Source organism: Agromyces sp. NPDC127015 (assembly GCF_042725165.1).
GTDB classification, from domain to species: domain Bacteria; phylum Actinomycetota; class Actinomycetes; order Actinomycetales; family Microbacteriaceae; genus Agromyces; species Agromyces chromiiresistens.
Genome location: NZ_JBHXDI010000004.1, coordinates 338,876 through 355,386, shown reverse-complemented (window position 1 = coordinate 355,386; position 16,511 = coordinate 338,876). Strand labels below are relative to the sequence as shown.

Annotated in this window: 13 protein-coding genes and 1 pseudogene; 11 read left to right on the top strand and 3 right to left on the bottom strand. The window is 70.9% G+C overall.

Annotation, left to right across the window (positions count from 1 at the left end):
• Positions 1–15 precede the first annotated feature (15 nt).
• Positions 16–2,316, bottom strand: coding sequence for an acyltransferase family protein (locus ACFWGP_RS13840; protein ID WP_376931160.1), 2,301 nt, complete (start codon positions 2,314–2,316; stop codon positions 16–18).
• Between ACFWGP_RS13840 and manA the strand changes: the two genes are divergently transcribed.
• The 4 genes from manA to ACFWGP_RS13820 are packed head-to-tail and all read left to right on the top strand — an operon-like array spanning position 2,200 to position 6,771.
• Positions 2,200–3,447, top strand: a complete 1,248-nt coding sequence (gene manA / locus ACFWGP_RS13835) for a mannose-6-phosphate isomerase, class I (protein ID WP_376931159.1) — start codon at positions 2,200–2,202, stop codon at positions 3,445–3,447. The two genes, ACFWGP_RS13840 and manA, sit on opposite strands and share 117 nt — an antisense overlap.
• 51 nt (positions 3,448–3,498) lie before the next feature.
• Positions 3,499–4,368 (top strand): glucose-1-phosphate thymidylyltransferase RfbA, encoded by an 870-nt coding sequence (rfbA, locus tag ACFWGP_RS13830; protein ID WP_275506601.1) that lies wholly within the window; start codon positions 3,499–3,501, stop codon positions 4,366–4,368.
• Position 4,369: 1 nt separating this feature from the next.
• Positions 4,370–5,377 carry a dTDP-glucose 4,6-dehydratase gene (rfbB, locus tag ACFWGP_RS13825; protein ID WP_376931158.1) on the top strand — a complete coding sequence of 336 codons (1,008 nt, stop codon included), beginning with the start codon at positions 4,370–4,372 and terminating at the stop codon, positions 5,375–5,377.
• Positions 5,374–6,771, top strand: a complete 1,398-nt coding sequence (locus ACFWGP_RS13820) for a bifunctional dTDP-4-dehydrorhamnose 3,5-epimerase family protein/NAD(P)-dependent oxidoreductase (protein ID WP_275506603.1) — start codon at positions 5,374–5,376, stop codon at positions 6,769–6,771. Before rfbB ends, ACFWGP_RS13820 begins: the two co-directional genes overlap by 4 nt.
• Before the next feature lie 35 nt (positions 6,772–6,806).
• On the opposite strand, the gene ACFWGP_RS13815 is transcribed toward ACFWGP_RS13820, so the two are convergent.
• The gene (locus ACFWGP_RS13815; protein ID WP_231431569.1) at positions 6,807–7,763 is read right to left on the bottom strand and encodes a GlxA family transcriptional regulator; all 957 of its coding nucleotides are present in this window, start codon (positions 7,761–7,763) and stop codon (positions 6,807–6,809) included.
• Positions 7,764–7,862: 99 nt separating this feature from the next.
• On the opposite strand from ACFWGP_RS13815, the gene ACFWGP_RS13810 reads away from it, so the two are divergent.
• The 5 genes from ACFWGP_RS13810 (at position 7,863) to ACFWGP_RS13790 (ending at position 14,304) form a co-directional block, all read left to right on the top strand.
• Positions 7,863–8,009: a hypothetical protein gene (locus ACFWGP_RS13810; protein ID WP_275506604.1), complete on the top strand. Its 147-nt coding sequence runs from the start codon at positions 7,863–7,865 to the stop codon at positions 8,007–8,009.
• Positions 8,010–8,156: 147 nt separating this feature from the next.
• Positions 8,157–9,119: a UDP-glucose 4-epimerase GalE gene (gene galE, locus ACFWGP_RS13805; RefSeq protein WP_376931157.1), complete on the top strand. Its 963-nt coding sequence runs from the start codon at positions 8,157–8,159 to the stop codon at positions 9,117–9,119.
• Between the two features lie 168 nt (positions 9,120–9,287).
• Positions 9,288–9,608, top strand: a complete 321-nt coding sequence (locus ACFWGP_RS13800; protein ID WP_231431566.1) for a WhiB family transcriptional regulator — start codon at positions 9,288–9,290, stop codon at positions 9,606–9,608.
• Between the two features lie 105 nt (positions 9,609–9,713).
• Positions 9,714–12,839 carry a glycosyltransferase gene (locus ACFWGP_RS13795; RefSeq protein WP_275506606.1) on the top strand — a complete coding sequence of 1,042 codons (3,126 nt, stop codon included), beginning with the start codon at positions 9,714–9,716 and terminating at the stop codon, positions 12,837–12,839.
• Positions 12,829–14,304 (top strand): DUF5719 family protein, encoded by a 1,476-nt coding sequence (locus ACFWGP_RS13790; protein WP_376931156.1) that lies wholly within the window; start codon positions 12,829–12,831, stop codon positions 14,302–14,304. Before ACFWGP_RS13795 ends, ACFWGP_RS13790 begins: the two co-directional genes overlap by 11 nt.
• Before the next feature lie 52 nt (positions 14,305–14,356).
• Here ACFWGP_RS13790 and ACFWGP_RS13785 read toward each other — a convergent pair whose 3' ends face one another.
• Positions 14,357–14,797: a hypothetical protein gene (locus ACFWGP_RS13785; protein ID WP_376931155.1), complete on the bottom strand. Its 441-nt coding sequence runs from the start codon at positions 14,795–14,797 to the stop codon at positions 14,357–14,359.
• A 45-nt stretch (positions 14,798–14,842) separates the two neighbouring features.
• Between ACFWGP_RS13785 and ACFWGP_RS13780 the strand changes: the two are divergent.
• A pseudogene (locus tag ACFWGP_RS13780) lies at positions 14,843–15,022 on the top strand (DUF3499 family protein); the annotation flags it as partial.
• A 32-nt stretch (positions 15,023–15,054) separates the two neighbouring features.
• Complete coding sequence (locus ACFWGP_RS13775; RefSeq protein WP_376931154.1) at positions 15,055–16,491, top strand: phosphomannomutase/phosphoglucomutase; 1,437 nt, start codon at positions 15,055–15,057, stop codon at positions 16,489–16,491.
• Positions 16,492–16,511: the final 20 nt, after the last annotated feature.

Genomic DNA, 16,511 nt, shown 5'->3' with positions numbered 1-16,511 from the left:
ATCGGGCGCAGAAGTTCAGCCGAAGAGGAAGTCTGCCGACTTCTCCAACTCGCGTTCCAACAGCGGTACGAGCGTAGTCGAGTACGAGGCGGTCATGTGGTCGTCGTCGCGATACGCCGTGACGTTTCCGACGATCGGTTCGCAGCGGGACGAGCAGAAGCCGTCCGCGACGTCGACCTCGACGAACGATTCCGGCAGATCCGGCATCGAACGTGACGGAGATTCGGCCGCATACACCCTGCTCCGCTCGAGTCCACACTCCGCAGGCGCTGCTGCGTGCTGCTCGAGGCACTCGGGAATACGCCATGGGAACCGTGGCGTGTCGCGCACACCCACGACGCGGATCCCGGCGTGATCGAGCGCCTTCCACGCCTCGACCTGCCCCGCGATGACGAGTTCGGCCTGATCGAGGTACGTCTTCGTGGAGACGGTGAACACGGCGTCGGGCTGCAGCCGGATGATCTCGTCGATCGCCGCCTTGTTCCATGCCACGCAGCTCGCGTTCGGATTCTTCTCATCGAGACTGAGACGGCATCCGTCCTTGTCAATGATCGTCAACCGCCAGTGGTGGCGCTCCGCGAGCGTGGTCATCGCGTCCGCCCATTGCTGCGTGTGGGATCCGCCTGCCATGACGATCTCGAGCGGTGAGTCGGCGTCACCTCGTGGTGCGCACGTCTTCACGATGGCGAATTCGGCCGTGTCGCGGTAGTTCTGGATGCACTTCTCCTGGTACACCTCGGGGAGATCGTCGAAGGCGATCGACGCATCGGGCGCGGGGTCGACCTTCTCGGGGGTCGAGGCGCCGTCCGTGAGTACGAGCGCTCCGGGATAGTCCGAGCCGGTTTCGGAGACGGCGGTGAGGGTCTCGCTCTGCGACTGCTGAACAGCGGCGGCACCGGTCGTGACGATGAGCGTGAGGGTCGCTGCGGCCCCGAGCGCGAGAATCGGATAACGCTTCCGAGGCCGCCGGTTCGCGACCTCGAGCACCGGTTCGGAGACGAATCGCTGGGTCAGCCAGGCGAGCAGGATCGCGGCAGCGAGCACGAACGCGCCCCCGAGGATGCCGACGCCGTCGTAGCCACGGACCGCGAGGTACGCGATGAGGATCGGCCAGTGCCAGAGATAGAGCGGGTACGAGATCCGCGCGAGCCAGCGGACCGGCGGAGTGGCGAGCGCGCGATCGACGCCAAGGCGCGTCGGGCTGCCCGAGCAGACGATGATGAGTGCGGCTCCGGCGACCGGGATGAGTGCGGCCGGGCCCGGGAATTGCTGCGCACCGTCCAGCACGAAGCCCGAAGCGATGATCAGAGCGGCCCCGGTCCAACCGAGTGCGACCCGCCAAGCGGTCGAGAACCGGTTCACGTGGCTGAAGGCGATCGCGAGCAACGCGCCAGCACCGAGTTCCCAGAACCTCGTGAATGAGTCGAAATAGGCGACAGCGGGTTCCGACGCGTTGAGGGACCACGCGTAAATGAAGGAGGCGACCGTCATCAGCAACACGATCCCCGCGACGAGATGCGTCGTCCACGACCGCCGGCCGCCGACACGGAGAACGAGAGCGAGGAGCAGTGGCCAGACGAGGAAGAACTGACCCTGCACCGACAGCGACCAGAAGTGCTGGACGGGACTCGTCGACGGCCCGGCCGCCCCGTAGGCGAGCTGCGAGGAGATCAGTTCCCAGTTCTCGTAGTACAGGGCCGAGGCCACGATCTCGTGTCCCGTCTGCGTCCAAGTCGATGCGGGGAGGACGGCGAGGGTCATCACGACCGTCGCGGTGAGCACCAGCAGAGCCGGCGGAGTCAACCGCATGACCATTCGCTCGTATCGGCGCCGGAGGTTCTGAGGACGCCCGGAGACATGACTCCTCAGCATCGCGAGCGTCAGGAGGAACCCCGAGACGAAGAGGAAGACATCGACGCCGCCCGACACGCGTCCCCGACCAAAGAGATGGAAGAGCACGACGAGGATGAGGGCGAGGCCGCGGATGCCTTCGATTTCGTCGATGCGGCGATGGGCGGTGTTGGACATCTGGGTCGTGTGATCCTCGGTCTTGGAATCGGGGGCAATCGAGTCTAAGAGCTGATCGGAGTGCGCTCGACCAGCGGGAGGAACCGACACCGCGGGCCGAGGGGCCCACCGACCGGCCGACCCCTCGATAGTGTGGGACCACGCCGACGAGAGGACCACGCACGGATGTTCGTGACGATCGACAACACCCCGCGCGACTACGCCTGGGGCTCGCGCACCGCGATCGCCGAATACCGCGGGCGCGCTGCGTCGGGTGACCCCGAGGCCGAGCTCTGGCTCGGTGCGCACGCCGGCTCGCCGTCGAAGATCGTCGATGCGGCATCCGTCGGCCACGCCGACCTCGCCGACTGGATCGCCGCCGACCCGGTGACCGCGCTGGGGCCCGAGCTCGCCGCTCAGGGTGCGAGACTGCCGTTCCTGCTCAAGGTGCTTGCCGCGGGTGCACCGCTGTCGCTGCAGGCGCACCCGACGCCTGCGCAGGCGCGTGCCGGCTTCGCGCGGGAGGAGGCCGAGGGCGTCGCGATCGACGCCTACGACCGCAACTACAAGGACGGGTTCCACAAGCCCGAGCTCATCGTCGCGGTGAGCGAGACGTTCGACGCCCTCTCGGGCTTCCGTCCGCTCGAAGAGGTGCAGGGCGTGCTCGCGGTGCTGCGTGCCGCCGACGCCGCATCGGCCGACCCGCAGCCGGGCGCGCTCGACCTGCTCGCAGCGCACCTCGCCGAACCCGAGCCGCTGCGGGCGACCGTCGAATGGCTGCTTCGCGACGGCCGCGGCGGCGACTCGGGCGAGGCGAGCTGGGTGATCGAGCGCGTCGTCGCGCTCGCCGCATCGACCGAGGCGGCGGCGTCACCGTATGCCCGGTCCTTCGAGACGGTCGGCGTGCTCGCCGAAGCTTACCCGGGCGACCCCGGCATCGTCATCTCGCTGTTGCTCAACCGCGTGCGGTTGCGGGCCGGAGAGTCGCTGTACCTCGCCGCCGGCAACATCCATGCCTACCTCGACGGCCTCGGCATCGAGCTCATGGCCGCGAGCGACAACGTGCTGCGCGGTGGGCTCACGCCCAAGCACATCGACGTCGCCGAGCTCGTCGACGTGCTCGACTTCACGCCGATGGCGCCGCCCCGGCTCGCCGCCGTCGACGTCTCGGCCGACGTGAGCGCGTACCGCCCCGGCGTTGCCGATTTCGAGCTGTACCGCGCGGAGCCGGGCGCGGGCGCATCGACGCTCGAGCTGCACGGCCCTGCCATCGTGCTCGCGGAGGCAGGGGCGCTCGACCTCTCGGGAGCGCGGAGCCGGACGCCGCTCGAGCGCGGTCGGGCTCTCTACGCAACCCCCGACGAGGTCGCGCTGCGCATCTCGGGTGCCGGGGTTGCCTGGGTCGCCACAGTCGGGCGATCCGCGCCGTCGGACGCCTGACCCCGCGAACCACGTCGACGATGGCGGGCAGCGATGGGCCATCATGGACGGGTGAAGGGAATCATCCTCGCCGGAGGATCGGGCAGTCGTCTTCACCCGATCACGCTCGGCGTCTCGAAACAGCTCGTGCCGGTCTACGACAAGCCGATGGTGTACTACCCACTGTCGACCCTGATCCTCGCGGGCATCCGCGAGGTGCTGGTCATCACCACGCCGCACGATGCCGCCCAGTTCCACCGCCTGCTGGCCGACGGGTCGCAGTTCGGCATCTCGATCGAGTATGCCGTGCAGGACGAACCGCGAGGCCTCGCGCAGGCGTTCACGATCGGGGCCGACTTCATCGGCGACGACGACGTCGCCCTCGTACTCGGCGACAATATCTTCTACGGCCCCGGCCTGGGCTCGCAGCTCGCACGGTTCGCCGGCCTCGACGGCGGCGCGGTCTTCGCCTACTGGGTTGCCGACCCCACGGCGTACGGCGTCGTCGAGTTCGACGCCGACGGTCGCGCCATCTCGCTCGAGGAGAAGCCTGTGGTGCCCAAGAGCAACTACGCGGTTCCGGGTCTCTACTTCTTCGACAGCTCGGTCGTCGAGGTCGCCGCGGGGCTCGTGCCCTCGGCCAGGGGGGAGCTCGAGATCACCGACGTCAACGCGCATTATCTTCGCCAGGGGCGCCTCGCCGTCGAGGTGCTGCCGCGCGGCACGGCCTGGCTCGACACCGGCACGCCCGACTCGCTGAACGACGCGAGCGACTTCGTGCGCACGATCGAACGGCGGCAGGGGCTGAAGGTGGGCGTGCCCGAGGAGGTCGCCTGGCGGCGCGGATTCCTCTCGGACGATGGGCTGCGCGAGCGCGCCGAGCCACTCGTGAAGTCGGGGTACGGCGCCTACTTGCTCGACGTGCTCGAACGGGGGCGCTGAGATGTCGATCCTCCTCGTGACCGGCGGCGCCGGCTTCATCGGATCGAACTTCGTGCGCCACGTGCTCGAGAGCACCGACCGATCGGTGATCGTGCTCGACAAGCTCACCTACGCGGGCGATCTCGGCGCGCTCGACGGCCTGCCGTCCGACCGGTACGAGTTCGTGCGGGGCGATATCGCCGATGCGGCACTCGTCGACGGACTGGCCGATCGGCTCGGCGCCGATGACGCCATCGTGCATTTCGCCGCGGAGTCGCACAACGACAACTCGCTGGCCGACCCGGCACCCTTCCTCGAGACGAACGTCGTCGGCACCTACACTCTGATCGAGGCGGCCCGTCGCCGCGGACTCCGGTTCCATCACGTGAGCACCGACGAGGTCTACGGCGACCTCGAACTCGACGCACCGGGCCGCTTCACCGAGGCGACGCCGTACAACCCCTCGAGTCCCTACTCATCGACGAAGGCCGCCTCCGACCTGCTCGTGCGCGCGTGGGTGCGCAGTTTCGGGCTCCGGGCCACGATCAGCAACTGCTCGAACAACTACGGGCCCTACCAGCACGTCGAGAAGTTCATCCCGCGCCAGATCACCAACCTGCTGCGCGGCGATCGGCCGAAGGTCTACGGCTCGGGTGAGAACGTGCGCGACTGGATCCACACCGACGACCATTCGTCAGCGGTGCTCGCGATCCTCGAGCGCGGGGCGATCGGCGAGACCTACCTCATCGGTGCCGACGGCGAGCGTTCGAACCGCGAGGTCGTCGAGTTGCTGCTGACGGCGTTCGGGCGCCGGCCCGACGAGTTCGACTTCGTCGGTGAGCGGCCCGGGCACGACCTCCGCTACGCGATCGACTCGACCAAGCTGCGCGAGGAGCTCGGCTGGCGGCCCGAGCGGGTCGACTTCGAGAAGGGGCTGCACGCGACCGTCGAATGGTATCGGGCGCACGAGACGTGGTGGGGCCCCCAGAAGGAGCGCACCGAGGCCGCGTACGCGAAAGTCGGCCGTTGAGCGGCGACGCGCTCCGCGTCGCGGAGACCGAGATCCCCGGGCTGCTCGTGCTCGACCTGCCCGTGCACGCCGACGCCAGAGGCTGGTTCAAGGAGAACTGGCAGCGCGAGAAGATGCTCGCCCTCGGGCTGCCAGACTTCCGACCGGTGCAGCAGAACGTGTCGTACAACGTCGCGGCGGGCACCACCCGCGGCATCCATGCCGAACCGTGGGACAAGCTCGTCTCGATCGCCTCGGGCCGGGCGTACTGCGTCTGGGTCGACCTGCGCGAGGGTCCGACCTTCGGGCGTAGGGTCGCACTCGAGCTCGGACCCGAGCGTGCGGTGTTCGTGCCGCGAGGCGTCGGCAACTCCTACCAGACGCTCGTGCCCGATACCGCGTACAGCTACCTCGTCAACGAGCACTGGCGCCCCGACGCCGCGTACACCTTCGTGAACCTCGCCGACGAGTCGCTTGCGATCGACTGGCCCTTCCCGCTCGACGAGGTCGAGCTCTCACCCGCCGATCGCGGTCACCCCGCCCTCCGAGACGTCGATCCGCTGCCGGCGCGCCGCGTCGTCGTGATCGGCGGCGACGGGCAACTCGGACGTGCGCTGCGGATCGAGCTGCCCGGGGCGCGCTTCGTCACGCGGCGCGAACTCGACCTCGGGGTGCCCGGTGCGATCGAGGCCCACGACTGGTCGGATGCTGCGGCCATCGTCGTCGCCGCGGCGTACACGGCCGTCGACGAGGCGGAGACGCCGGATGGGCGGCGCGCCGCCTGGCGGATCAACGCCGAGGCCGTTGCGGAGGCCGCCGACGTCGCCGAACGGCTGCGAGTGCCGCTGGTCACTGTCTCGAGCGACTACGTCTTCGATGGAGTGCGGACACGGCACGACGTCGATGAGGGCGTGGCTCCGCTCGGTGTGTACGGGCAGACGAAGGCGGCCGGCGAGTTCGCCGCCCGCCGCTGCGCACGTCACTACATCGTGCGGACGAGCTGGGTCGTCGGCGAGGGGGCGAACTTCGTGCGCACGATGGCGTCGCTCGCGGAACGGGGCGTCGATCCCTCGGTCGTCGACGACCAGTTCGGACGGCTCACGTTCGCGGGGGACCTCGCCGGCGGCATCCGGCACCTGCTCCAGACGCGGGCGCCGTACGGCACCTACCAGCTGAGCAACGGGGGCGCGCCGCAGAGCTGGTTCGAGATCGCGCGCGCGGTGTTCGAGATGCTCGGCCACGACCCGGACCGCGTGCGGCCCGTCTCGGGCGAAGAGTACGGGCGCGGACTCGCCGCAGCACCCCGCCCCCGGCACAGCACGCTCGACCTCGCGAAGATCGAGGCGACGGGGTTCCGCGTGCGTGATGCGAGAAAGGCGTTGCGCGAGTACCTCGGCGAGGGCCGAACGCCGTGACGCGAGCCGCAGGACCCCGCGGCGACCCCTCGGACTCAGCTCGCGACGCGCATGCCGAACAGGCGTCGGTAGGCCGTCGGGGTGGTCTGCAGCACCTTGACGAAATGGTGTCGCATGACGGCAGCGGTGCCGAAGCCGGTCTCGCGGGCGATCTCCTCGAGGTTGAGATCGCTCTCTTCGAGCAGCTGCTGCGCCCGCAGCAGTCGCTGACGGTTGAGCCATGCGTTCGGCGTCGTGCCGGTCTCGGCCCGGAATCGGCGGGCGAACGTGCGGGGCGACATCAGCGCCCTGCGCGCGAGCAGGTCGACGGTGAGGTCCTCGTCGAGGTGCTCGAGCATCCACGCGGTGATCGTGGCGAACGAGTCGCTGCGGCACTCGACCACCGGCGTCTGGATGAACTGCGACTGGCCGCCGTCGCGCTGCGGTGGCACCACCATGCGGCGGGCGATGATGTTCGCGGCGCTCGCCCCGAGCTCGGTGCGCACGACGTGCAGCGCGGCATCGATGCCGGCGGCCGTTCCAGCGCCGGTGACGACCTTGCCGTCTTGCACGAAGAGCACGTCGGGGTCGACCTCGGTGTCGGGGAAGTCGGCGGCGAGGCGGTCGGAGTACATCCAGTGGGTCGTGGCGCGGCGGCCGGCGAGCACGCCCGCCTTGCCGAGCATGAAGGCGCCCGAGCAGACGCTCAGCACCCAGGCGCCGCGGGCGACGGCGTCGCGGAGCACCTCGGCGATGCGCTCGTCGACCGGCTGGTCGATGAGCGCGGCCGGCACCGCGACGAGGTCGGCGGTGCGAGCGAAGTCGAGGCCCTCGTGCACCACGAGGTCGAAGCCGAGCTTCGTCGACACCGTGCCGGGGTCGGCGGCGACGACGTGGAAGTCGAAGACCGGTCCGCCGTGCTCGGATCGGTCGATGCCGAACACCTCGCAGATCACGCCGAACTCGAACGGCGCCATCTGGGGAACGGCGAGACAGGCGATGGAGCGGAGCATGCTGACCTCCGGTTGTCGGCGAGCCGATGGCAGGAATGGGATGATCTGTGTCAACTCTGCCACTGTCGGCAGGATCTTGCAATCCATACATTAACTGCCATGTCCATCATCATGATCCTCCTCATCGCCGTCCTCGTCGCGCTCGCCGTGTGGGGTGTCGTCGCCACCGTCGCGGGGCTCGGCCGCGACGGCTACGGCAGGCCCGAGATCCGGGACCGGGTACGGCACGTCGAGCGGCTCGGATGACCCGGGGCCTCGAGCCGTCCAGCCGCCACCCCTCGGCCCTGGCCTGCCGGGGTCTCGAGGCGCTCGCCGCGCTCGCTCCTCGGCCCGCTCGACGCCCCCGTTAGGATCGTGTGGGCGCCGGAGACACCGCCGCCGGAGAGGCGGAACATGAGCTGGCTGGTCACCGGGGGAGCAGGCTACATCGGTGCGCACGTCGTGCGGGCGTTCGCGGCGAAGGGCATCGACACGGTGGTCGTCGACGACCTGTCGTCGGGCCGGCGCGGCTTCGTCGCCGACGGCACGCCCTTCGTGCAGGGCTCGATCCTCGACGGACGCCTCCTCGAGTCCACCCTCGAGCGCTACGACGTGCGCGGCGTCGTGCACCTCGCCGGCTTCAAGTACGCCGGCGTCTCGGTGCAGCGCCCCCTTCACACGTACCAGCAGAACGTCACGGGCACGTCCACCCTGCTGGCGGCAATGGAGTCGAAGGACGTCTCGCGGATCGTGTTCTCGTCGAGCGCGGCCGTCTACGGCACGCCCGACGTCGACCTCGTCACGGAGTCGACCCCGAAGCATCCCGAATCGCCCTATGGCGAGTCCAAGCTCATCGGCGAGTGGCTCCTCGCCGACCAGGGCCGCGCGGCGGGGCTCGCGCACACGAGCCTGCGCTACTTCAACGTCGTCGGCTCGGGCACCCCCGAGATCTTCGACCCGAGCCCGCACAACCTCTTCCCGCTGGTGTTCGACGCGCTGCTCGACGGTCGTACGCCCCGCATCAACGGCGACGACTACCCGACGCCCGACGGAACATGCGTGCGCGACTACATCCACGTCGCCGACCTCGCCGAGGCGCACGTCGCGGCCGCACAGCGGCTCGACGCCGGCGAGCCGATCGAGCCGGTCTACAACCTGGGCTCGGGCGACGGCGTCTCGGTCGGGGAGATCATGCGCACCGTCGCCGACGTGACCGGCATCGAGTTCGCGCCCGAGATCGCGCCGCGCCGCGCCGGCGACCCGGCCCGCATCGTCGCCTCGGGCGAGCTCGCCGCCCGCGACCTCGACTGGAGGATGCGCCACACGCTCGCCGAGATGGTGCGCACGGCGTGGGAGGCTCGCCGCGCCGCTGCGTGAGCCGACGATTCATAACGTCTCCCCAACACACCGGCGTGTCGCGTGCCGCGTGAAGCCTCGACAGGTGATTGAGGGTTACCATCTGCGACTTGACTCGCGGGAATTACATGGGTGTAATTGTTCATGACACACCCTTCGGGTGGTCGGTACAACTGGGTGGGAGACGATATGGCGAGTCCTGAATATCGTTCTGGAGTACCTGACGATTGGTTCGTCGATCCGGTCAGGCTGGGAGTACCCGGTGTGCGCCCGGCGGTCGATGACGACAATCCGTTGGCGTGGCAGAGCGACGCATTGTGCGCGCAGACCGATCCCGAGGCGTTCTTCCCTGAGAAGGGCGGATCGACGAGGGACGCGAAGAAGATCTGCACCGGCTGCGAGGTCCGCGCCGAATGCCTTGAATACGCGCTCGGCAACGATGAGCGGTTCGGCATCTGGGGCGGGCTCTCCGAGCGCGAGCGGCGCAAGCTGCGCAAGCGAGCGGTGTGAGTCGCGGGGCCTGCTTCGGCAGGCCCCGCACTCGTCTTCGCCGGTTTCGAGGCGCGCCCGGGGGAGTCTCCCGACGAGCGGCGTGCGCCGCTTAGGCTGACTGCGATGTTCCCCAGAGTCACCGCCGTCCTCGTCGTGCACCACGGCGGCGACCACCTCCGTCAGACGCTCGAGGCGATCCGCTCCCAGGAGCGCGGCCCCGACGCGCTCGTCGTCGTACTCACCGAGGCCGACACCGTCGCGCGCGAGCAGATCGCGAAGATCTCGCCCACCCACCTCGTCGACCTCTCCCAGCGTCTCTCCTTCGGCGAAGCAGTGCGCGCTGCCGATCGCGTGCTCGACGAGCCCGACTCCGATGGCGACGCCCTCTGGCTGCTCGCCGAGGACAGCGCGCCCGCGCCAGATGCCCTGGCCCGCCTCGTGGCGACCCTCGAGACGGCCAAGTCGGTGGCGATCGCCGGGCCCAAGCTCGTCGAATGGCACGAGCCCGACCGCATCGCCCGCTTCGGCCGCTCCATCACGCGCCTCGGTCGCAGCGTCACCCTCGTCGCCGACGAACTCGACCAGGGGCAGCACGACGGCATGAGCGACGTGCTCGGGCTCGACCCGGCGGCGATCCTCGTGCGGCACTCGGTGTGGCGCACGCTCGGCGGCTTCGACCCGGGCCTGCCCACCGTCGACGACGCGCTCGACCTGTCGATCCGGGCCCGCCTCGCCGGGCATCGCGTCGAGGTCGTACCCGAGGCGAAGGTGCGATTCGCGGGCGCCGGCGTCGCCGGGCCCGAGACGGGCCCGAAGGCGCGGACGACGCGCCGGCGCGTCCGCAACACCCGCGCGGCGCAACTGCACCGGCGGCTCGTCTACGCGCCCCTCCTCCTCGCTCCGCTGCACTGGCTGACCTTCCTGCCGCTTGCGGTGCTCCGCTCGATCCGGCTGCTCCTCGTGAAGGCGCCCGGCGCCATCCCCGGCGAGTTCGCGGCTGCGGTGACGACGATGTTCTCGGGCGCCCGCGTGCCGCGTGCCCGCCGCAGGCTGAAGTCCGCCCGCACGGTCGGCTGGTCGGCGATCGCGCCGCTGCGCATGCAGCCCGACGAGATGCGCCGCCGCCGGCAGCACGCCGCGGAGGCCCGCCGCGAACGCGCGCGCGGGCGCAAGCACGAGCTCCAGTTCCTCGGCACGGGCGGTGGTTGGGTCCTGCTCGCCTCGATCGTCGCGTCGATCGCGCTGTTCTCCTGGCTCTTCGGCGCGGGCGGCGTGAGCGGAGGCGGCCTCGAGCCGCTCTCGAACGGCCTCGACGCACTCTGGCGCAACGCCGCCTACGGCTGGCGCGACATCGGCCCCGGATTCATGGGCGGCGCCGACCCGTTCGCCGGGGCGCTCGCCGTGCTCGGATCCGTGACCTTCTGGGCGCCGTCGACCGCGCTCCTGTTGCTGTGGCTCCTCGCGATCCCGGCGGCGGCGCTCGGCGCCTGGTTCGCGGCATCGCGACTGACCGAGCGCGGGTCGCTCCGGGCGGTCGCCGCATTGATGTGGGCGTTCGCCCCGCCGTTCCTGATCGCCCTCGGCGACGGGCGCCCCGGGGCCGTCCTCGCACACGTGCTGCTGGCATGGCTTGCGTTCGCGGCGTTCGGCGCCGCGACCTCGTGGGCGGCTGCCGCGACCGCATCGCTCCTGTTCGCCGCGGTCATCGCCGCGGCGCCGAGCCTCGCGCCGGCGCTGCTCATCGCCTGGATCGTCGCGCTCGCCGTGAGCGGGCGGGCCGCCGTCCGGCTCGTGGGCCTGCCCATCCCCGCGATCGTGCTCGCCGCGCCGCTCGTGATCGGGCAGATCGACCGGGGCAATCCGCTCGGCCTGCTCGCCGACCCCGGGCTGCCGACCGAGAGCACCGTGCCGTCGGTGTGGCAGCTCGCCCTCGGCCTGCCCGACGGCTCGTGGGGAGGCTGGAACAGCTTCTTCGCGACCACGAGCGTCGATTTCCGCATCGCCGTCAGCGCGCTCGTGCTGCCGCTCGTGATCGTCGCGCTCACCGCGGTGCTCGCGCCGGCCCTCCGCTCCGCCGTGCTCGCGCTCGGGACGGCGCTGCTCGGCTTCGCGACCGCCCTGCTCGCGACGCACCTCGCACTGTCGAGCTCGGGTGCGACCGCTGTGCCGCTGTGGTCGGGTGCCGGCCTCAGCCTCGCCTGGATCGGGCTCGTGCTCGCCGCCGTCGTCGCGCTCGACGCGCTGCGACGAGGCCGTGCGCTCGTTGCATGGGTCGTGCTCGCCGCCGTCGTCGCCGCCGTCGTGCCGACGGCGATCGACCTCGCCACGGGCACGGTCGCCGTACGGCCCGCCGCGGTGCGCACGCTGCCGGCGTTCGTCGGTGCCGAAGCCGAGAACGACTCCCGCGTCACGACGCTCCGCATGACGCCCGACGCCGACGGCAGCCTCCGCGCGACGCTCGAGCGCGGCGCGGGCACCACGCTCGACGAGCAGTCGACCCTCGACGCCACCGCACTGACGCTCTCGGCCGATGAGGAGCAGCTCGCCGAGATCGCGGGCAACCTCGCGTCGCGGAGTGGCTTCGACCCAGAGGCCGCGGTGCGCGAGTTCGGCGCTTCGTTCGTGCTGCTCGACGACCCCGAGGTCGACGACCGCGCCGCGGTCGCCACCGCCGAGCGAGCGCGTACCGCGCTCGACGGCAACGCGGCGCTCGTGGCCGTGGGCGAGACCGACTTCGGCACGCTCTGGCGGTTCACGTCGGCAGAACCGGATGCCTCGGCGGCGCAGATCCCGCCGGAGGCGAGCAGCTGGCTGGTCGGCGCGGTCGCCGTCGTGCAGCTCATCGTGCTCGGAGCGACGCTGCTGCTCTCGATTCCGACGGGTGCCGGCCGCGAAGCCGACCGGAGTACGCAGCGTCGACCCGCGCGGCGCCCGCTGATCCGTGCACGCAAGCCGAAGCCGGTCGCGGCAGCGGGCGGGGCGGAAGATGCGAGCGGCATCGTCGCCGCCGGATCCGACGACGAGATGACGTCGCCACCGGGGAGCGGATCGCTCGAGCCGGCCCCGAAGACCGAGCCCGTCGACGACGAGCCGCAGGCAGCGGCCTTCGACGACGAGCATCCCACGACGGCAACCGACGAGGTCGAGCCGCCCGCCGGGGCGACCGACGGCGGCGAGTCCGAGGCATCCGAACCGCCGCGAACCGAATCCGAGCCCGACGTGACCGAAGGAGACGACGATGGCCGCTGAGCGCTACTTCAGCCGCCGGCTCGCCCGGATCGGCGCACGCGGCCTCGCCCTCGTGATCGCGGCCGGCATCGCCGTCGGCGCTCTCGCGGCGGCCGCGCTGGTGCCGTGGCCGGAGCACCGCATCACGCCGCCGTCGCTCGTCGTGAAGCCTGCCGAGACGGGACAGCTGCGGGTGTGCCCCGGCCCGCTGCTCTCGCTCGGCGACGACCCCGATGAGGCGACGACCGCGAGCTCGGTCGGGACGACCTCCGTGACGCACGGCGCCGTCCCCGACGATGCCGAGGTCGCCGAGACCCCACTCGCCGCCCCCGAGAATCCCCGTGCCGACCGCGACGGCACCCCGCTCGCGCTGACCACCGAGGCCGGTGCGGTCGAGGCGGGCATGCTCGCCGGTGCGCAGGGGCAGCAGGTCTCGCGCGACACGATCGCCGGATACGCCGTGGCCGCCTGCGACGAAGTCGTCACCGAGGCGTGGCTCGTCGGCGGCGCCACCGACGTCGGGCGCTCGGGGCTCGTGCTGCTCTCGAACCCGACCGCCGTCGCGTCGACCGTCGATGTCCGCGTGATCGGCGAGGGCGGCGCGGTCGACGCGCCGTCGGGTCTCGGCATCACGGTGCCGGCCGGCGAACAGCGCGTCGTCTCGCTGGCCGGGCTCGCCCCGAACCTCGCCTCGCCCGTCGTGCACGTCACGAGCACCGGCGGTGGGATCGCCGCGTCGCTCGAGCACACCGTCGTCGAGGGGCTCACGCCGGCGGGCGTCGAACTCGTCGGGCCGACCGCGACGCCCGCCGAGGTCCAGATCATCCCCGGCTTCACCGTGCCGGTCGACGGCGGCGTCGACGCGACGGACGACCACGCCGAGGGCGACGCCTTCCCGGCAGTGAGGCTCCTCGCGACCGGCGACGATCCCGTGCAGGTCTCGATCGACATCGCTCCCGAGTCGGGCGGTGGAGGCGGAAGCATCGATGCGACGCTCGAGCCGGGGATCGTCAGCGACGTACCGCTCGGCGACCTCGATGCGGGGGAGTACACCATCGCGCTCGAGGCCGACGGGCCGATCGTCGCCGCCGCGCGCGCGACGACCGGCTCCCCGCAGGCGCAGACCGATCCCGACGGCGACGACCGTGAGGCATCCGTCGACCTCGCCTGGACCGCGGCGACGCTGCCGCTGCTCGACACGGCGGTCATCGCGGTTCCGCGCGGGCCGAACCCGGTGCTGCACCTCGCGAACCCCGGCGACGACGAGGTCGAGGCGATGCTCACGGTCGACGGCGACGAGCGTGAGGTGCGGATCGCCCCGGGTACGACCGAGGCGATCGAGGTCGAGGCACGCGGTGTCGTCGAACTCGCCGGGACGGCCGGATTGCACGCGACCGTGGCGTATTCGGGCGAACGGGCGCTGTCCTCGTTCCCGGTGCGCCCCCCGGGGCCGCTCGACTCGCCGTTGCGGGTGTTCCCCCACTAGCTGCCGCACGGGGGTCTCGATCAGCGCTTCGCGCCTCTCGACCACCGAGAGGTCAGAAGTGGCGGTACCGCCCGGGGGCGAGCTCCCACGGGTCGCGCCCGAGGAAGTCGGCGATCGCGCGGAACACGCAACTCTCGACGAGGAGCTTCTCGTCTTTGTCCTCACCCTCCTGCAACCGCAGGAACCGCACGATCGGCAACCGGAAGAAGACGATGCGCCGCTCGTCGTGGTAGACCTTCCACCGGTCGATGTGATCATCGTGGATGGCCTCGGCCGGCGCCTGGGCGACCTCGAAGACCACCCCCTCGAGCTCGGGCCACAGACCCCGCAGGTACGACACCGTCGTCGCGACCGTGAGCTCGAACTCGTCGACCCGGTTCGTGAGCATCGGGAGGTGCGGACCGGTCACCGGTGAGCGCATGCCGCGCCCGTGGCGGTCGCGGGCGAGCCGCCTCGGAGAGCGCGGTGCGGCGACACGACGAGAGCGGGGCATACCCTCCATCGTAATGGCGGGGGTCGTCGCTAATCTTGATCTGCCATGAGACGTTGTTCGCGCACCGCATGCGCCGCCGAGGCGGTCGCGACCCTGACCTTCGACTACGCCGATTCGATGGCCGTGCTCGGGCCGCTCGCGACCGTGCCAGAGCCGCACGGCTACGACCTGTGCGCCCGCCACGCCGAGCGCACGTCGGCACCGGTCGGCTGGCAGGTCGTGCGGCACGTCTCGCTCGGTGAGGTAGGTTTCAAGGCATGAATCCCGCTGCACCCTCCGGCGCTCGCGCGCGCCTCGACGCGATCGTGAAGGCCTACGACGTCCGCGGAATCGTGGGCGAGGGGCTGACTGAAGAGACCGTCGAGGCTCTCGGCGCGGCCTTCGTCGACGAGGTCGCCGCTGCAGGTAGCCGGATCGTCGTCGGCCATGACATGCGTGACTCCTCGCCCGGGTTCGCGGCGGCGTTCGCAGCGGGTGCCTCGGTACGCGGAGCCGACGTCGTCTCGATTGGGCTGTGCTCGACCGACGAGAGCTACTTCGCATCCGGTTCGTTCGACGCCCCGGCGGCGATGTTCACGGCCAGCCACAACCCCGCCGCCTACAACGGCATCAAGTTCTCCCGCGCCGGCGCGCAGGGCATCTCGCTCGACACCGGACTCGCCGCGATCCGCGATCGCGCCGCCGACTACCTCGAGGACGGCATCCCCACGGCTGAGACCGCCGGCGTCGTGAGCCAGGCCGATGTGCTCGCCGACTACGCGGCCTACCTGCGGTCGCTCGTCGACCTGTCGAGTGTTCGCCCGCTGAAGATCGTCGTCGACGCCGGCAACGGCATGGGCGGACTCACCGTGCCCGCCGTGCTCGGCGAGGCCGCCGGCCTGCCTGCGCTGCCGCTCGAGATCGTGCCCCTGTACTTCGAGCTCGACGGCACCTTCCCGAACCACGAGGCGAACCCGCTCGAGCCCGCGAACCTCGTCGACCTCCAGCGCGCCGTGGTCGAGCACGGCGCCGACCTCGGACTCGCGTTCGACGGCGACGCCGACCGGTGCTTCGTCGTCGACGAGCAGGGTGGCGCGGTCAGTCCCTCAGCCGTCGCAGCGATCGTCGCACTGCGCGAGATCGCACGCGTCACCGCGGCGGGCGAGACCGGGGTGAACGTCATCCACAACCTCATCACGTCGCGCTTCGTGCCCGAGACGATCGAGGCGGCCGGGGCGATCCCCGTGCGTACGCGCGTCGGGCACTCGCTCATCAAGGACCAGATGAAGGCGACCGGGGCGGTGTTCGGCGGCGAGCACTCGGCCCACTACTACTTCCGCGACTTCTGGGGCGCCGACAACGGCATGCTCGCCGCGATGCACGTGCTCGCCGAGTTCGGGGCGCAGTCGGCACCGCTGTCGGAGGTCGCCGCCCGCTTCACGCCGTACTCGCTCTCGGGCGAGATCAACTCGGTCGTCGACGACGTGCCCTCGGCCTACACGCGCGTGGTCGAGGCGTTCACCGGCCGCGGCGAGTTCGACGAGCTCGACGGCCTGACCGTCACGGGCGTCACGGCGGGAGACGAGCCGTTCTGGTGGTTCAACGTGCGCCCCTCGAACACTGAGCCGCTCCTGCGCCTCAACGTCGAGGGCGGCGACGAGCCGACCATGGCTGCTATCCGCGACGAGGTGCTCGCGCTCATCCGCGTCGAGTAGGTTCCCAGATCGTGGTGCCG

What these genes read in the sequence shown, in the direction of transcription:
- rfbB (WP_376931158.1), top strand. Translation starts at nt 4,370, where the DNA reads ATGTCGATCCTCCTCGTGACCGGCGGCGCCGGCTTCATCGGATCGAAC.
- ACFWGP_RS13815 (WP_231431569.1), bottom strand. Translation starts at nt 7,763, where the DNA reads ATGCTCCGCTCCATCGCCTGTCTCGCCGTTCCCCAGATGGCGCCGTTC.
- ACFWGP_RS13810 (WP_275506604.1), top strand. Translation starts at nt 7,863, where the DNA reads ATGTCCATCATCATGATCCTCCTCATCGCCGTCCTCGTCGCGCTCGCC.
- galE (WP_376931157.1), top strand. Translation starts at nt 8,157, where the DNA reads ATGAGCTGGCTGGTCACCGGGGGAGCAGGCTACATCGGTGCGCACGTC.
- ACFWGP_RS13800 (WP_231431566.1), top strand. Translation starts at nt 9,288, where the DNA reads ATGGCGAGTCCTGAATATCGTTCTGGAGTACCTGACGATTGGTTCGTC.
- ACFWGP_RS13795 (WP_275506606.1), top strand. Translation starts at nt 9,714, where the DNA reads ATGTTCCCCAGAGTCACCGCCGTCCTCGTCGTGCACCACGGCGGCGAC.
- ACFWGP_RS13790 (WP_376931156.1), top strand. Translation starts at nt 12,829, where the DNA reads ATGGCCGCTGAGCGCTACTTCAGCCGCCGGCTCGCCCGGATCGGCGCA.
- ACFWGP_RS13785 (WP_376931155.1), bottom strand. Translation starts at nt 14,797, where the DNA reads ATGCCCCGCTCTCGTCGTGTCGCCGCACCGCGCTCTCCGAGGCGGCTC.
- ACFWGP_RS13775 (WP_376931154.1), top strand. Translation starts at nt 15,055, where the DNA reads ATGAATCCCGCTGCACCCTCCGGCGCTCGCGCGCGCCTCGACGCGATC.